The organism is Streptomyces sp. NRRL S-340 (assembly GCF_000720185.1).
Lineage (GTDB): Bacteria > Actinomycetota > Actinomycetes > Streptomycetales > Streptomycetaceae > Streptomyces.
Map to the genome: position 1 here is coordinate 190,884 of NZ_JOIY01000008.1, position 15,620 is coordinate 206,503.

Here is a 15,620-nt window from a genome sequence, read left to right on the forward strand (position 1 = left end):
CACCCCGGGCCGTCCGGGCCCGGGACGGCGCGACCCACCTGTCCCGGGCCCGGCTCGTTGCGGATTTTCCAGAGGGTCGTCGCAGTATTGGTGCAGTATTTGTAGTATTGTTTCGGCAACGACTGCGGGTTTTTGTGTATGACGTCGCACCGCAGAGGGGAAGCCCCACATGCCAGGTCAGGACTCAGTGCTGATCGAAGAATCGACACCTGGAAGGTTGTGCGCCGATCACTTCGCTCAGCACGGTTGGGCACATGGCCGGCTGAGCGTGCCCACCGAGGGAAGCGACTGGGAACAATTCACCTCGGCCTGGGACGAACTCGTCCCGGACCCCTACCTCGGCGAGGAGCGGTGCCGTCGCAACCGGCGGTTCGGCAGAGTGCTCGCCCACCGGGACGGCGCGCTGGAGCCGCTGCGCGGATCCGACTTCTTCCAGAGCAAGGAGATCAACCGCGCCTTCGGCGGCCGGCTGCGTGTGTTCGAGCCGCTGACCGATGCCGTACTGGCGGGTGATTGCCTTCCCCGGCTGCTGCGCGAGACCGTCGCCGTCGTCAACGAGGCGGCGGGCAAGCAGGACTGGGAACTCGGCATCCATTTCATCCGGGTCATCGCGGATTCCGGTGAGAGCTCGGAACCGGCGCCGGAGGGCCGTCATTCGGACGGTCACGCCTACGTGGCCATACACCTGATCGACCGGCACCAGTGTGCCGGAGGACGTAACCACCTGTTCCGGAACAACGAGTCGCGGGCACAGTTCTCGGTCGCCATGACCGAGCCGCTGGAGACCCTGATCGTGTCCGACACGACGATGGAACACAGCGTCAGCGAGATCCGGCCCGAACCCGGCACCGAGTCCGGCTGGCGGGACACCATGATCGTCGACTTCAACCGCGTGCCCGTCCCGGACGAAGTGACAGGACGCACGTACAGATTTCTCCGGTGATGGGGGATTGATGAGTCACGTGGCAGAAACGTCAGTACGCACCGAAGGCAGACCGGACACGCGCGTGCTCAGACTGCCCGGAGCGGCATCGGCACCGGAGTTCCGCCTGATCGACATCGACGGCCTGCTCAACAACCGGGCGACGACCGACGTCCGCGACCTCGGCTCCGGGCGGCTGAACGCCTGGGGAAACTCCTTCCCGGCAGCGGAACTTCCCGCGCCCGGATCCCTGATCGAGGTGGCCGGCATCCCCTTCACCTGGGCGAACGCGCACGCGACGGGGGACAACGTCCGGTGTGAGGGACAGGTCGTCGACATCCCACCGGGCCGGTACGACTGGATCTATCTCCTCGCCGCCTCCGAACGGCGCAGCGAGGACACCATCTGGGCCCACTACGACGACGGGCACGCCGATCCGCTCCGGGTCGGAATCTCGGACTTCCTGGACGGCACCCCCGCCTTCGGAGAGCTCAGCGCCTTCCGCACCTCCCGGATGCACTACCCGCACCACGTCCAGGAAGGGCTGCCCACCACGATGTGGCTGACCCGCGTGGGGATGCCGCGCCACGGTGTCGCCCACTCCCTGCGGCTGCCGCGTTCGGTCGCGATGCACGTCTTCGCGCTCACCCTGCGGACCACGGCCGATGTACGACTCGCGCAGGGGGCGACGACATGACCACCACCGCACCGCCGGTCGAACTCTGGACACGCGACCTGGGCAGCTGCCTGCACGGCACCCTGGCGACGGCGCTGATCCGCGACGGCCACGACCCGGTCACCGTCCTCGGCGCGCCCTGGGAGTTCCGCCGCCGCCCCGGGGCCTGGAGCCCGGAGGAGTACTTCTTCCTCGCTCAACCCGATTCGCTCGCCGGGCGACTCGCTCTCCACCACCCCTTCGAGTCGGCCTGGCATCGCGGCGACGGCGACGGCGTCGACGATCTGCGCGAAGCGCTCGCGGCAGGCGTGCTGCCCATCGCCGCCGTCGACAACTTCCATCTGCCGTTCCGGCCCGCCTTCCACGACGTACACGCCGCACACCTCCTCGTCGTCTACCGGATCACCGACACCGAGGTGTACGTCTCCGACGCCCAACCGCCCGCGTTCCAGGGCGGGATACCCCTCGCCGACTTCCTGGCGAGCTGGGGATCGCTCAACCCGCCGGACGACGCGGACGTGTTCTTCAGCGCCAGCCCCAGCGGCCGCCGCTGGCTGAGCACCCGCATGACGGGCCCCGTCCCGGAACCGGACCGGCACTGGGTCGGCCATGTCATCCGGGAGAACGTCGCCCGGTACCGGCAGGAGTCCCCTGCGGACACCCAGACGGGACTGTCCGGCCTGCGCCAGTACCTCGACCAGCTGTGCGCGCTCACCCCCGGCACGGACGCGGCGTCCGAGGCCCTGAGCGAGCTGTACGTCATCTCGTGGAACATCCAGGCCCAGAGCGGCCTGCACGCCGAATTCCTGCGCGCCCAGTCGGTGCGATGGCGGATCCCGGAACTGGCGGAAGCGGCGGCCGGTGTCGACGCAGTGGCACACGGCTGGACCGGGGTGCGCATGACCGGCGCCCACTCACGCGTCTGGCAGCGGCACCGGCCGGCGGAACTGCGCGCGCACGCCACCGCACTCGTCCGGCGCCTGGAAGCCGCCCTCGACCTGCTCGAACTCGCCGCGGACGCGGTGTCCTGACCCGGCCGGCACGCGGCCGGCCGACGGCGCCTCCACCACCGCACATCGACCGTGAAGGGCAATCGTGGACAGAACTGCCATGCCCATAGCCGTGGTCGCCTCCCGGATACGCCGTGAGGAGCGACTGATCCTCGAAGCGTTCGAGCGGCTCGGGCTGCGCTGCGAGCACGTCGATCCGCGCGGGCTCAGGCTGCTGCTCGCCGACGGCCGGCCGCCCTACCGCGCCGCGCTCATGCGCGAAGTGAGCCACAGCCGTGCCGCCTCCGTCGCGACCACGCTGGAAGCGCTCGGGGTCCCCACCTGCAACACTCCCGCCGTACTGGACGTCTGCGGCGACAAACTGCGCACCGCACTCGCCTTTCACAACGCCGGGCTGCGGATGCCGCAGGCCGCGGCGACCTGGGGCACACGGGCGGCCCTGGAAGCGATGCCCGAACTCGGGTACCCCGTCGTGGTCAAACCCGTCACCGGTTCGTGGGGACACCTGACCACGCGGGTGCGCGACGAGGAGCAGGGCCGGGCCGTTCTCGAACACCGTGCCGCCCTGCCGAACCCGCAGCAGCACGTCTTCTTCCTCCAGGAGCACATCGACAAACCCGGGCGTGACATCAAGGCATACGTCGCGGGTGACCGGGTGATCTGCGCGATCTACAAGAACGCGGTCGACGACTGGCGGACCAACACCGCCATCGGAGGCGCGGCGACCCCCTGCCCGATCACCCCCGAACTGACGGAGCTCGCTGTCGCGGCGGCACACGCGGTGGGTGGCGGGTTCCTCGGCGTCGACCTGCTGATCGACCAGCAGGAACGCCTCTACGCCAACGAGGTCAACCACACCCCCGAGTTCCACGGCGCCGTCGACGCGACCGGAATCGACGTCGCCCAGGGCATCGTCGAGTGGGCCCTCGCGGAGATCGAGGCACGGGAAAAGGCGGCGACATGAGCGCGACGGCCGGCCACCCCTCACTGCTCGCGCTGTGGAGCGCGCCCCGCTCCCGCTCCACGGTGTTCTTCCGGATGATGGTGGAACGCCAGGACGTGCTGGCGCTGCACGAGCCGTTCTGCAACATCGCCAACGACGGCAGCACCGTGGTCGACGGCCGTGCGGTGCAGGACACGGACACCCTGACGGACACGCTCATCGCACTCGCGGCACGGCGGCCGGTGTTCTTCAAGGACACCACCGACTGCTTCTACGACTCCGTGTTCGCACGCCAGGACTTCCTCAAGAGCGGGCACCACGCCTTCCTGCTGCGGAACCCGAAGGAGATCATCCCCTCGTACGCGGCCATCAAGCCGGACATGGCCTGTCACGAAGTGGGCATCGCCTACCTGCACCGGATCCATCAGGCGGTCCTCGACGCCGGCGGCAGCGCGGTGATCCTGGACTCCGACGACTTCGTGGACCGCCCGGAGGCGACCGTCCGGCAGTACTGCGCGGCGGTGGGCCTGCCCTTCCGCCCCGACGCCCTGCGGTGGCAGCCGGGGGAGCGTCCGGAGTGGAGCCAGTCCGCGCGCTGGCACACGGATGTCAGCGCCACGTCGACGATACGGCGCCGCGAGCGGACCTACGACAGGACGACGGACAGCGACCCGCTGCTGCAGAGCTATTACGAACACCACATTCCCTTCTACGAGTACCTGTGGGAGCGGCGGCTCCGGATCCCGTGACGGGACCCGGGACACCGACTCGCCGATGAAATGGGCGCTCTGGCCGATCGAATCCGAGAGGTACGGCAGATGATCATTTCCAAGCCCCCGTTCTGCCCGGTGCAGTTCCAGGACTCCGACCTGCTCGACTCCGGATTCCACGCCGCGACGGACATGCACGCGCTCTGGGCCGACCTGCGTGACAACCAGCCGCTCTACCGTGCCGACCCCGGCGGCGGCCGGGAGCCGTTCTGGGTCGTGACCCGCCACGAGGACGTCAGCCGGGTGCTGCGCAGCTACGGGGAGTTCTCCTCCCGGCGGGGCACGATCCTGTGCGTGCTCGACCTCAACACCGCGGACATCGCGTCCGACAACATGATGGCCGACACCGATCCGCCCCGGCACCGGGAGTTCAGGGAGCCGCTCAACAAGGCCTTCTCACCCTCCGTGGTCGCCACTCAGGAGCGGCTGCTCAGAGAGCTGTCGCGGGACCTGATCCAGTCGGTCCTGGAAGCCGGCGTGTACGACATCGCCCACAAGACGATGATGTTCCCGATGGCCGTCACGGGCACGCTCATGGGCCTGCCCCCCGAGTCCTGGGAAAGACTCGCGGAGCTGGTGATGATGACGATCGCCTACGACGACCCCGACTACTCCGCCGGCAGCGCGCAGGCCACCGTGCGCCAGGCCCGGCACGAGCTGTTCGAGTACTTCCAGAAGGAGTACGCGCAGCGGAGCCGGGACGACGTCGACCCCGACGTCATCGGCGCGATGGTCGGGATGGATCTCTCGGAAGGACCGATGTCGCAGGAGCAGGTCCTCCTCAACGCCTTCGTGCTGCTCATCGGCGCGAACGTCACCACACCGCACGCACTGTGCACCCTGATGTCCGTGATGGCCGAACACCCGGACCAGTTCCGGGCCGTACAGGAGAACCCCGAGCTGCGGACATCCTGCCTCCAGGAACTCCTGCGCTGGTCCTCCCCGGTCACCGCGCTGATGCGGTACGCCGTCAAGGACGTGGAGATGCACGGCCGGACCATCCGGGCGGGCGAGCCGGTCACCGCCTGGATCGGCGCGGCCAACCGGGACGAGAGGGTCTTCCCCGACCCCTACACCTTCGATGTCGCACGACGGCCGAACAAGCACCTCGCCTTCGGCCTGGGACCGCACTACTGCATCGGCGCCAACCTGGCCAAGGTCGGCCTCGACATCTTCCTGGACGAACTCCTGGAGCGGGTGGAGAGCATCGAGATCGCCGGCGAGGTCAAGCACGTCGCCTCCCACTTCGTGCCCGGCTACAAGAGCATGCCGGTGCGGTTCACTCCCCGTCGGGCACACGTACGGTGAGCAGCTACCCCCTGCACCGCCCCGATGCCCGGCTGTGGTTCGACCGCCGGTTCCGCTCCGCCACGGCGACACACAGTCTGTACTGCTTCCCCTTCGCCGGCGGCTCCGCGACCTACTACGCCGACTGGGCACCGCACTGCGCGAGCCCCATCGAACTGGTGCCGGTGCAGCTGCCCGGCCGCGGTGGCCGCATGACCGAGCCGTCGGCCAAGGATCTCGTGCAGCTCGCCGAGGAGATCGCCGACACGATCGCCGCCGAACCCACGCGGACCCTCCTGTACGGGCACAGTATGGGAGCCATGCTCGCGTTCGAGGTCAGCCGGCGCCTTCAGACGCTGAACCGGCCGGTGCGGCACCTCTTCGTCAGCGGCCGCCCCGCGCCGACGATCGTGCGCCCGGTCGCTCCCGTCAGTCCCCTGCCCCGTGCAGAGTTCATCCAGATGCTGCGCGACTACGGCGCCGCCGACCAGACGGTCTTCGAGCACGACGAACTGCTGGACCTGCTCCTGCCGATGATCCGGGCGGACTTCGCGATGATCGAGAACTACCGGTACCACGAGGGACCGCGGCTGTCCTGCCCGATCTCCGCCTGGTGCGGAGACGCCGACCCGGAGGTGCCTCCCACGGCGATGCGCGGCTGGGGCGACCAGACATCGGGCGAGTTCACCCTCTCCGTGCTGCGAGGCGGCCACTTCTTCCTGAACGAGCACCGGGCCGAGATCATGCGGGCCGTACACGGCGCGATCCGTCGAGTGCGTTGACTACCGACAAGGAGTGAGAGCGTGGACTTCGATGTGCCACCGGAGAGCGTCGACTTCGCGAACGAGGTCGAGGAGATCCTGACGTCCCCGGAGACGGAACGGCTGCTGCGGGAACTCGCCACCCGGCAGGACGGCATGGACGGCGACCCCCGCGCCCTGTACCGGTATCTGGGCGACGCCGAAATCCTCGCTCCCTCCTGGCCGGTCGAGTACGGCGGCAGGGGCGCCGACTTCACCGCGACCGTGGCGCTGCTGGAGAAGCTCGTCGCCCACCGGATACCGCAGAATCTGTACTGCATCTCGGTGCAGAACGTCGGCTCCCTGATCCTGGCCGCGGGCTCGGAGCAGCAGCGCCGGACGCTCCTGCCCGCCCTGGCGAGCACCGAACTCACGTCGTGCATCCTGTTCACCGAGCCCGGCAACGGATCCGACCTGGCAGGCATCACCACGACCGCGGTGCGCGACGGCACCGGCTGGGTCCTCAACGGGCGCAAGACCTACAACCTCAAGAGCGCCTACGCCGACATCGCGCTCATCGCGGTACGGACCGATCCGCAGAGCAGCCAGTACGAGGGACTCACCCTCTTCCTCGTCCCCCTGGACGCACCCGGTGTCGTCATCCGTCCCATTCCCAGCCTGGCCAACGAGCAGTTCCACGACATCTGGTTCACCGATGTGCGGGTCGACGAGTCAGCGCTGTTCGGCCAGGTCGGCGAGGGCTGGTCGCTGATCACTCAGATGTTCGCCGCGGAGCGCACGGGGCTGGACTACTACGCGCGCGGACGCCACTGGCTGGATCTCGTCGCGCAGCGTGTCGACAGGGACGGTGCCCGGCAGTCCGATGCCGTACGCACCGAACTGGCTCGCCACGATGCGCGGATCACCGCGAGCAAACTGCTGAGCTGCCAGGTCATGCAGAACCTCCAGGACGGCCGTCCCGACATCGCCGAATCCTCGTTCGCCAAATGGCACTGCAGCGAATCGGCCCAGCGCATCGCCTGGTGGGCCCTGGACACCCTGGGCCAGGACCTGCTGGAACCCGGACCCGACCCCGGTGACCGCACACTGGAGGCGGCCTTCCGGGAGGCACCGGGAATGACCATCTCCGGCGGGGCCTCGGAGGTCATGCTGGACATTCTGAGCAGCGCCCGGGTATTCACCCACGCCCCGAGGGAGGACTGACCGCGATGGACCTGCGACCTGATCCGTTCCAACAGCGTCTGCGCAGCGCCGTGGACACGGTCCTCACGCGCACCGGCGACCTCCCCGCTCAACTGGCGGACATCGGTGTGCCCTGCCTCGGCGCACCGGAGCGCCTCGGCGGCTTCGCGCTCGGACTCAGCGCCGACATCGTCGTGAACGAACGCCTCGGACACGGACTGGAACCGCTCGACAGCTATCGGGCGACCGCGTTCGCGCTCGACCTGCTCGACTGCGACGGCACGCCCACGGAACTGCTGGGCGAGATCCTCGCGGACCTGTACAAGGGCACCCGGCACGCAGTGGTCGTGGGGACGCGAGGCGGCGGCACCGTACACGTGCGGGACGGAGGCCGGCTGTGGGGCGAGTCGGAATCGCTGCCCGTGGGTGACATCGCGCTGTGCGTCGTGCGGGCCGCCGGCGAGGACGGCGCCGCATGGCGTCTGGTGATTCCGGAACCCGACACCTGCGTCACGGAGTCCGCGGAGCATCTCGGCATACCCGCCTCGCGGTTGAGATTCGAGGGCGCGGCTTCCCGGTCCCTGGCGGTGACCGACGCTCACTGGCGGCGAGCCCTCGCGGCGGCGCGGATCCGTCAGGCGGCACTGCTGCTGGGCATCGCCGACTGGATCGTCGATGTGGCCCGCGCCCATGTCAACACCCGTACGCAGTCGGGAAAACCGCTCGTGGAGCGGCAGACGGTCGCGCACCGGCTGGCCCTCCTGATCGGCGAGGGGGAGGGCTGGAAGCTTCTGCTGAACAAGACGGCCTGGGAGTTCGACCGCGGCGAACGTCCCGACGCGGCGGCGATGCTGGCGGTCGCCGGCGAACACGCGCAGCTCGCCAGCCGCATCGCCCTCCAACTGCACGGCGTACGGGGAATGCTCGCACACTCGACAGCGGCATCCGTGTACCGGATGGTGGCCGTGGAGTCGGTGCGGCTGGGCACCCCCGCCGCGCTGTGGCGGGAAGCCGGATCCGCCGCCTGACTCCGGTCGGCCCACATTCGCTGTTCCGCTCGCATCCCGGGTTTCTCGGTGTAGGTTGACATGCAGATTCTGATGCAGTGTGTGAACTGTCGGCCGGAAGGAACGGTGTGAAGGTCAGCTGGAGGCAGGTATTTGCGTGGCGGATGCAGCGGCAGTTCCTGGAGCCGCGTACCCAGCCGAGTGCGAGTGACGTCGTCGGCAGACTGTGTGGCGTGCAGGCACAGGTCTGGAGTGTCGCCGAGCTGAACGTCGCACTTCGGCAGGCGGCACCCGACCGGGAGAGCGTCAACCGGGAGGTCGCCGGCCTCTCGTTGATGAAGACCTGGGCCATGCGCGGAACCCTGCACCTCCTGCGGCCGAGTGAGGCCGGGCCCTACCTGTCGCTCATGGCGAACACGGGAAGCTGGCTCAAGCCGTCCTGGACCCGGGCCTCCGGCGTCACGCCCCGGCAGGTCGACGAGTTGACCGAAGAGGTGGCGGGGATCCTCGACGGAGTGGTGCTCACCCGGGACGAACTCGTCACCCGGCTCGTCGCCGACAAGCGGTTCGTGAGCATGGAGGAGCGACTGCGGTCGGGGTGGGGCTCCGTGCTCAAACCGCTGGCCTGGCGGGGCGTCCTGTGCCACGGCCCGAACCAGGGCAACAAGATCACGTTCACGCTGCCGGCGAGCCAGTTCGGCGCGGACTGGGGCAAGATGCCCGAACCCGACGAGGCGGCGCCCACGGTGATCAAGGCGTACCTGGGTGCGTACGGCCCTGCGACGATCGAGACCTTCGACCGCTGGCTGTCGCTCAACAGTACGAGCAAGCCGAAGCTGCGCAAGTGGTTCGGTGACATGGGCGACGAGCTCACCGAGGTCGATGTCGAAGGGCGCAAGGCCTTCGTCCTGACGGAGCACGCGGAGGAACTCGCCGCCACCGCCCCGTGCACCGGCATCAGGCTGCTCGGCGGCTTCGACCAGTACCTCCTCGGCCCCGGAACCAAGGACGAGGTCGTCCTCGCACCGGAACACCGCTCCGCGGTGAGCCGCGCCGCCGGCTGGATCTCCCCCGTGGTCGTGAAGGACGGCAGAGTCGTCGGGGTGTGGGAGATCGTCGGCCAGGAGCTGGTGGTGACCCCGTTCCCGGACGCCGACCGGCTCGCCGTGAAGGCGGTCGAGAAGGAGGCCGCGCACGTCGCCCGCGCCAGTGGAGTGAGCCGGCTTCCGGTGCGCATCCGATGACGGCCTGGCTCGGCTGCTCTGCCGCGCTCACCCGGAGCTCACGCGAAGCGGGCGCGGTAGAGATCGCGGAGCAGGGCGATCTCCGCTCCGTGATGCATGACTTCACGGTTGACGTGCAGGAGCAGGGTCGCCATCGGCCGCTCTCCCCACTGCCCCTCGACATCTCCTATGGGCCGGCTCAGTTCCGCGTCGTCGAGGGAGAGCACCCCCTTGCGCCATGCGTGGTAGTGCTCGTGCAGCGCCTCGAGCCCGCCCGCGGCCGTGACGGGAATCGACGCGGTCTCGGAGGTCAGTGATCCGTCGCCGAAGTGAGCGCTGGACCGGATGCCCAGTACGTGAAAGGCGACGTGGCACAGGCGCCAGGCGATCGTCGTCACGGGAGGCGGCTCGGGGGCGGGGCGTCGCAGGTCGAGCGAGGCCCTTCCGTCCCCGCCGACGCGGACCGACCAGCAGTCCGCCACCGGCTCCCACAAGTATTCGTCGTCGGTGAGACCGGCCAGCCTGGGCATCAAGTGGTGGTCCCAGTACAGATCGAGCTGATCGAGGACCTCGGTACGCCAGATCATCCAGTACTCCTGCCGGAATCGGTGATGTCGGTGATGAACGCATCCGAGGGTAACCGATTCGGCACACTCTGCACTCGCATCGCGACCGACAGTAGCCGTATGGGGCATTGACCGTTGCCGGTACGTCGCGACTCATAGACTCCGTTGTCGCCACTGTCGTGTTGGTGTAAAAAGACCACATGGTGGCGGGGCGCGCGAAGGACGTGGGACAGGGAAGGGGACACGTACCAGCCCAAATGGGGTGCTGTGGTGGTTACTTGCCCACGACGCGATCTGCGATGTCCGTACCCGCGCGCCTGGTGGCGAGGGAGCACCCCGATGAGTGATCGCGTCCAGGTGACCGTCGACGCGCACGACCCGCGCACGCTGTCGTCCTTCTGGAGTGCCGCACTGGGCTACGTCCACGTCGGCACGGAGGACGAGCGCGACACGCGGGCGGTGCTGGAGGACCCCGGGGGCCGGGGATACCGGCTGTCGTTCCGGCGGGTGCCGGAGGCGGAGGGCACCGAGAACCGCCTCAGCATCGCGGTCCACGCGGCCCCCGGGCTGACGGGCGACGAGCGGATGACGGCGCTGGAGGCCGAGTGCAAGCGGCTTCTCGCACTCGGAGCGACACGCGTACGCCGCCAGGATCCCGCCTCCGCGATCGACGCCGGCCACATAGTGATGACGGACCTCGAAGGCAACGAGTTCCGTATTGAGTGACCTTGCCGGCGGACCTGACCGGTGGGACCGCCCCGCGGGGGCGCGGGTGAGGGGGCGCAAGGTGACATCGACATCCGGTGAAACGGTACAGCTGCCGGCCTGAAGTTCCCCGTGGTCTCGAACCCTGTGATCGTTGTGCCGCGAGGGCGTGCTGGTGCCGCTGCCTGGTCTCGGCCGGGACGAGACAGCCGGAGGCATCCCGAGACCGGTGATCCCGCAACCGACCGGGCCGTGGGACCGCCCACCGGTCTCGGGGCCGTGTCCGCCGGCCCCCGCTCGCCTCACCGTCGGGCCTTCAGCACACTGTCCCTGCGCACCGGCGGGAGATCCGCGCCGATCTGCACCATCGTGGTTCTTCGGGGTACACGGCCCGGCATGGCACCGAAGACCGAACGTATCCAGTTCCTGCGGGCCGTGCGGCAGTTGCACCGCGTCCGCTCCTTCTACGCCGGGGGTGCCCTGCTGTGGGCGGCGTCCTTGGCCTGGACGGGCTGGCAGGCTCCCGGGAGCCGGCAGATGTGGGTGTGCGCCCTCCTCCTGGCCGTCTTCACCGGCCTCCTTGTCACCGCGGGCTGGTCCCTGCGGCGTCTGCCCGTCCCCGCGACGGGCCGGCCCGCGCACCACGCCGCTCCGCGCAGGACGACGGCGAACACGCGCCACGCCCCCGCCTGATGGCGGAGCCGTCACCCCTGACCCGCGCGAGCCGTCGGGCTTCGCGCGGGTCGGGAGTGTGCGGATTCCCAGGTGCCGTCCGCGTCTACGGGGGCGGTGCCCGGGCATACGGACTTCACTTCCTTCGGAGAGGGGCTCGTCATGCTCGGCATGATCGCGGCAGTGCTGTTCTTCATCGCGTTCCTCATCAACGCGGCCGACATCAGCACCAATCAGACGTTCTCGTCAGTCAACGTCATGCTCCTCGGCCTGACCGCCCTCGCCCTGCACGTCGCGGGAATCGGCAGCGCCTGGCCCCGCAGACGCTGACCCGGCGCCAGCTCCCGCCCTTCTCGCGAGCCAGGACCCCGGCCGTACCGTGAACGGTCGCGGGCCGGCACGCCGGACGCGCGGCCGCCGCCGAGGAGCAGCGTGCTCCGCGGGTCAGCGGCCCGGCCCCGGCGGCGTCCTTCGCAGTACCGTGCGGGCAGCGCGGCGTACGGCCTTGACCGTGGGCATCGCGCGGTTCCCGGCCGCCCAGGGCAGGGCGGCGGTGCTGGGTGGCGTTCTTCTGCGCACGGAGTTCCGCCAGAACGGCACGACCGGTGAGCCAGGCAGTCACACTCCCGGGTGACCACGCTGGACTGCCCGGCCATCGGCACGCAAGACTGCTGCATCGGAGCCTCCTGCTGCTCGGTGATTCGACACCAACGAGCTGTTCAGGAGGCCCTGTCCGTATGCGCCAAGCGCCCCGCGACCATCCGATCGGGACTTCCGTTCGACAAGAAGCGGTGAGCAGCAGGTGCCATTGCGCGCCGGTCACCCTCGTCCGGCCGGCCGCCCGTAGTACCGCGCTCAGCAGGCGCCGGCTCCCGGGAACCGTGACAGGCTCATCCGTCGAGACAACCGTCAGGGTTACTCGTAGTCGGGCAGCGTGAGCGCGCTGAACGCGTCGTGCCCAGAGCCGGCGGGGAGGGTTGAGAGCGCGCGGAGGGCCGCGTTGCGCTCTTGGAGGGACTCGTCGGTGGCGGGGAAGAAGCGTGTGTCGCCCCCGTTCGCGAGTTCCTGGTTGAGGGTCACGAACGGCCGCATCACCCTGTCATAGGCGTCGAACGCCTCGGTGTGGTCGGCGTGCGTGGCCAGCTCTCCGGCCAGGACATACGCGCCGACCAGGGCGAGGCTGGTGCCCTGTCCCGTCAGGAACGAGGGGGCGTAGGCGGCGTCGCCGACCAGCGCGACCCGGCCCTGGGACCAGTGGGTCATCCGTATCTGGCTGATGGCGTCGAAGAACAGGTCCTCGGCGGTGCGCATCGCGGCGACCATCCGGGGGATCTCCCAGCATTCGTCCGGGAATGCGGCGGCGACCAGTTCGCGCTGCGCGTCCGGGTCGCGGAGGACGTGGAAGGGCAGGTCCGGGCGCCTGAAGGAGAGCAGTCCGAACACCTGACCGCCGGAGCCGGCGGCGTAGAGGGCGGCGCGCCGGCTGGGAGTGTTCCACAGCATGCCCTCGTGGGAGAGCCCGAGGTGGTTGGGCACGGTGAAACCGGCGAAGCAGGCTCCGAGGTAGTGGTGGAAGGGCTCCTCGCGGCCGAAGATCAGTCGGCGGGTGTGGGAGTGGATTCCGTCCGCCCCGATGACGATGTCGAAGGTGCGGCCGGCGCCGCTGCGGAAGGTCACCTCGATGCCGTCGGGACGGTCGTCGAGGGCGGCGATGGAGTCGTTGAACATGAACGTGACGGATTCGCGGACGGCGTCGTAGACGGTCTCGGTCAGGTCGCCGCGCTGTACCTCAAGGTCTTCGCCCGCGCCGATGGCCACGCTCTCGGCGCTCAGGGCCGCGATGGTGCTGCCGTCGGTGTCCACGAAGGTGATGCGATCCGTGTCGACATGCGCTTTCTGCAGTCGGGGCAGGATGTTCATGCGCCGCACGACCTCCAGGGCGGTGCCACGGATGTCGATGGGGTAGCCGCCTCCGCGCACGGAGCCTGCCTTTTCGACGACGGTGACGTCGAAGCCGTGACGGTGCAGCCAGTAGGCGATCGCAGGGCCGGCGATACTCGCGCCGGAGACGAGGACGGAGCGGTGGGGGCGGCGTGTCTCAGTCATGTTCTGAGTCATGTGCAGTCCTTCAGGGGTTGCGGGTGTTTTCTGGAGGTGCGCTCGGCAGGACGCACTCCTGGGGTACTGCTCCGCGCGGGTCGTGTCGGCGGGCACCACGGTCCCGCCCTGCCGGTGGCCCAGTACGGCTTCGTGGTGATGGCATGGCGCGGCAGGTTCAGGCTGTCGGTGATCACCCGCCGCTGGCGCTGGATCGACTGGGCGTGGCCCAGCAGCACGGCGCCGTCGAGGTTTCTGACCTCGTCGCCGCCGACGGTCCGTTCGAGCCAGGTCTGCTGTGCGTCGCCCGGCGCTCCCGTGGCGGGCAGGAAGCGGTACCGAGGCCAGCGGTCGGCGAGGGGCCCGACGGCGTCTGCCGGTACCTCGACGGTCACGATCGGTGCATCGCCGCCCTGGGCGTAGGCGTCAAGGGTGCCGAGGGCGCAGCCGTCTCCGAGGTGGAGGCGGCGGGTTCCGTGCTCGCGGAGCGGCCGGTGGCGACCGGCCGGCACCGTCGTGCGGCTGTCGACACGCAGTCGGCGCATCCACATGGTGCCTGGCCCGTCGGCGTCGGTGGCGGCGAGGACGGTGATGCGCTCGGAGCCGGAGTCCGTGACGCCCACCGCCCGCACGGTGTAGCGACGCCCCTGGGTGGGGGTGGCGCGGATCTGTATCTCGTGGCCGGGATGCCAGCCGCCGGGCGGCGGCTCGGCGTCGAGTTCCAGTTCGAGGAAGCCGGGGGCGGGCTCACTGACGTCGAGTGGCTGGAGCCGGCCGCCCCATGGCGGATGAGACGAGATCACCGATGACAGCAGGCGCTCGCGGCATGAGCGATTCCTCTTCTCCTGAGGTCCTGGTGGTGTTGCCGTCAATAAAACTACACCGTGCAGTGCAGTAGGTAAACTGCACGGTGTAGAGTTGCCTTCGGAGGTGGCAGTGAGCTCTTACGGTGGGCAGAAGACGGTGCGCGAAGGGTCCTCGGAGAAGCGGAAGGCGATCCTCGCCGCCGCCCGGGACCTGTTCGTCCACGAAGGCGTGGACCGCGTCAACATGGATGCTGTCGCGACCCGAGCGGCTGTCTCGAAACGCACCGTGTACGACTACTTCGGCGACAAGCGGAGCCTCTTCCTGGCCATCCTCTCCGAAGTGTCCGAGTCACTACTGGCCACGGGACTCCGGGCGATCGAGGAACATCTTCCGAAAGATGCGCTGATCACGACAGTGCCGGAACTGGAAGCGGCACTCACCGCGTTGGCGATCGACCTCGGCGCGACGGTCGTCGGCTCCGCCGACCTGCACGCCGGGTTCGCCCTCGTCGCCCAGGAGCGCCTGCGGACGCCGACAACCGAGGACGACATCGAAACGGCGCCGATACAGGCAGCACTCGCGGAACGCATCGCCCACTTCGTCGACGCCGGACTCCTCGACACGGACAACCCGCGCCTGGCCGCCGATCACTTCGGCGCCCTGACTCTCCTTTTGGCCTACGAACGCCAACCGGTTCCCGCCCACGCCGACCCTGACCAGATCCGCCAGATCATGATCGACGGAGCCCATGCGTTCATCCGCGCGTATGCCAGGCGCTGAGACCTCCTCACGAGAATGATCTTCCGGTCAGGAGGTGATCTCTCAACGGAGGGTGCCAACCCCGGTCTCTGCTGGCCGACTCGACCGACGCGGGCACGTACGACTGCGGCCCGGCTCTCCTGAAGCTCTGTCGGCTTCGCGACCCTGAGCTGCCAAGAGGCCCTGCCTTCATGCCTGCGGCCGACCGCGACCATCCGAACGAGACTTCCGTT

At 69.1% G+C, this 15,620-nt stretch carries 17 protein-coding genes; 14 read left to right on the forward strand and 3 right to left on the reverse strand.

Translation table 11 applies throughout. The features are described from left to right. Positions 1-268: 268 nt before the first annotated feature. From IG64_RS08200 to IG64_RS08245, 10 genes are all read left to right on the forward strand, one after another. Positions 269-943, forward strand: coding sequence for a 2OG-Fe dioxygenase family protein (locus IG64_RS08200; RefSeq protein ID WP_037853611.1), 675 nt, complete (start codon positions 269-271; stop codon positions 941-943). A 19-nt stretch (positions 944-962) separates the two neighbouring features. Next, the gene (locus tag IG64_RS08205; RefSeq protein WP_199811535.1) at positions 963-1,619 is read left to right on the forward strand and encodes a hypothetical protein; all 657 of its coding nucleotides are present in this window, start codon (positions 963-965) and stop codon (positions 1,617-1,619) included. Next, a complete protein-coding gene (locus IG64_RS08210) occupies positions 1,616-2,629 on the forward strand; it encodes a BtrH N-terminal domain-containing protein (RefSeq protein WP_051812502.1) in 1,014 nt (337 codons plus the stop codon). Before IG64_RS08205 ends, IG64_RS08210 begins: the two co-directional genes overlap by 4 nt. Before the next feature lie 79 nt (positions 2,630-2,708). Next, positions 2,709-3,572: a RimK family alpha-L-glutamate ligase gene (locus tag IG64_RS08215; RefSeq protein WP_037853614.1), complete on the forward strand. Its 864-nt coding sequence runs from the start codon at positions 2,709-2,711 to the stop codon at positions 3,570-3,572. After that, positions 3,569-4,300: a hypothetical protein gene (locus tag IG64_RS08220; protein WP_037853615.1), complete on the forward strand. Its 732-nt coding sequence runs from the start codon at positions 3,569-3,571 to the stop codon at positions 4,298-4,300. Before IG64_RS08215 ends, IG64_RS08220 begins: the two co-directional genes overlap by 4 nt. A 69-nt stretch (positions 4,301-4,369) precedes the next feature. Next, complete coding sequence (locus IG64_RS08225) at positions 4,370-5,629, forward strand: cytochrome P450 (protein ID WP_037853616.1); 1,260 nt, start codon at positions 4,370-4,372, stop codon at positions 5,627-5,629. Beyond that, a complete protein-coding gene (locus IG64_RS08230; RefSeq protein ID WP_199811536.1) occupies positions 5,626-6,390 on the forward strand; it encodes a thioesterase II family protein in 765 nt (254 codons plus the stop codon). The genes IG64_RS08225 and IG64_RS08230 overlap by 4 nt, the downstream gene beginning before the upstream one ends. 21 nt (positions 6,391-6,411) lie before the next feature. Further along, positions 6,412-7,572 carry an acyl-CoA dehydrogenase family protein gene (locus IG64_RS08235; protein WP_037853618.1) on the forward strand — a complete coding sequence of 387 codons (1,161 nt, stop codon included), beginning with the start codon at positions 6,412-6,414 and terminating at the stop codon, positions 7,570-7,572. A gap of 5 nt (positions 7,573-7,577) precedes the next feature. Then, the gene (locus IG64_RS08240; protein WP_037853619.1) at positions 7,578-8,579 is read left to right on the forward strand and encodes an acyl-CoA dehydrogenase family protein; all 1,002 of its coding nucleotides are present in this window, start codon (positions 7,578-7,580) and stop codon (positions 8,577-8,579) included. A gap of 143 nt (positions 8,580-8,722) precedes the next feature. After that, positions 8,723-9,802: a winged helix DNA-binding domain-containing protein gene (locus IG64_RS08245; RefSeq protein WP_051812505.1), complete on the forward strand. Its 1,080-nt coding sequence runs from the start codon at positions 8,723-8,725 to the stop codon at positions 9,800-9,802. Between the two features lie 38 nt (positions 9,803-9,840). On the opposite strand, the gene IG64_RS08250 is transcribed toward IG64_RS08245, so the two are convergent. Continuing rightward, a complete protein-coding gene (locus IG64_RS08250; RefSeq protein ID WP_037853621.1) occupies positions 9,841-10,368 on the reverse strand; it encodes a DinB family protein in 528 nt (175 codons plus the stop codon). Between the two features lie 318 nt (positions 10,369-10,686). Here IG64_RS08250 and IG64_RS08255 point away from each other — a divergent pair, with 318 nt between their 5' ends. From IG64_RS08255 to IG64_RS41500, 3 genes are all read left to right on the forward strand, one after another. Next, positions 10,687-11,073: a VOC family protein gene (locus IG64_RS08255; RefSeq protein ID WP_037853623.1), complete on the forward strand. Its 387-nt coding sequence runs from the start codon at positions 10,687-10,689 to the stop codon at positions 11,071-11,073. A gap of 375 nt (positions 11,074-11,448) precedes the next feature. Next, positions 11,449-11,745: a hypothetical protein gene (locus IG64_RS08260; RefSeq protein WP_037853625.1), complete on the forward strand. Its 297-nt coding sequence runs from the start codon at positions 11,449-11,451 to the stop codon at positions 11,743-11,745. A gap of 141 nt (positions 11,746-11,886) precedes the next feature. Then, a complete protein-coding gene (locus tag IG64_RS41500; RefSeq protein ID WP_199811538.1) occupies positions 11,887-12,054 on the forward strand; it encodes a hypothetical protein in 168 nt (55 codons plus the stop codon). A gap of 585 nt (positions 12,055-12,639) precedes the next feature. Here IG64_RS41500 and IG64_RS08265 read toward each other — a convergent pair. After that, entirely contained in the window at positions 12,640-13,830 is a 1,191-nt protein-coding gene (locus IG64_RS08265) for an FAD-dependent monooxygenase (RefSeq protein WP_037853802.1), read from the reverse strand. Between the two features lie 8 nt (positions 13,831-13,838). Then, positions 13,839-14,624 (reverse strand): hypothetical protein, encoded by a 786-nt coding sequence (locus tag IG64_RS08270; RefSeq protein ID WP_063758766.1) that lies wholly within the window; start codon positions 14,622-14,624, stop codon positions 13,839-13,841. A gap of 127 nt (positions 14,625-14,751) precedes the next feature. On the opposite strand from IG64_RS08270, the gene IG64_RS08275 reads away from it, so the two are divergent. Further along, positions 14,752-15,408 (forward strand): TetR/AcrR family transcriptional regulator, encoded by a 657-nt coding sequence (locus IG64_RS08275; RefSeq protein WP_234438431.1) that lies wholly within the window; start codon positions 14,752-14,754, stop codon positions 15,406-15,408. Positions 15,409-15,620 lie beyond the last annotated feature (212 nt).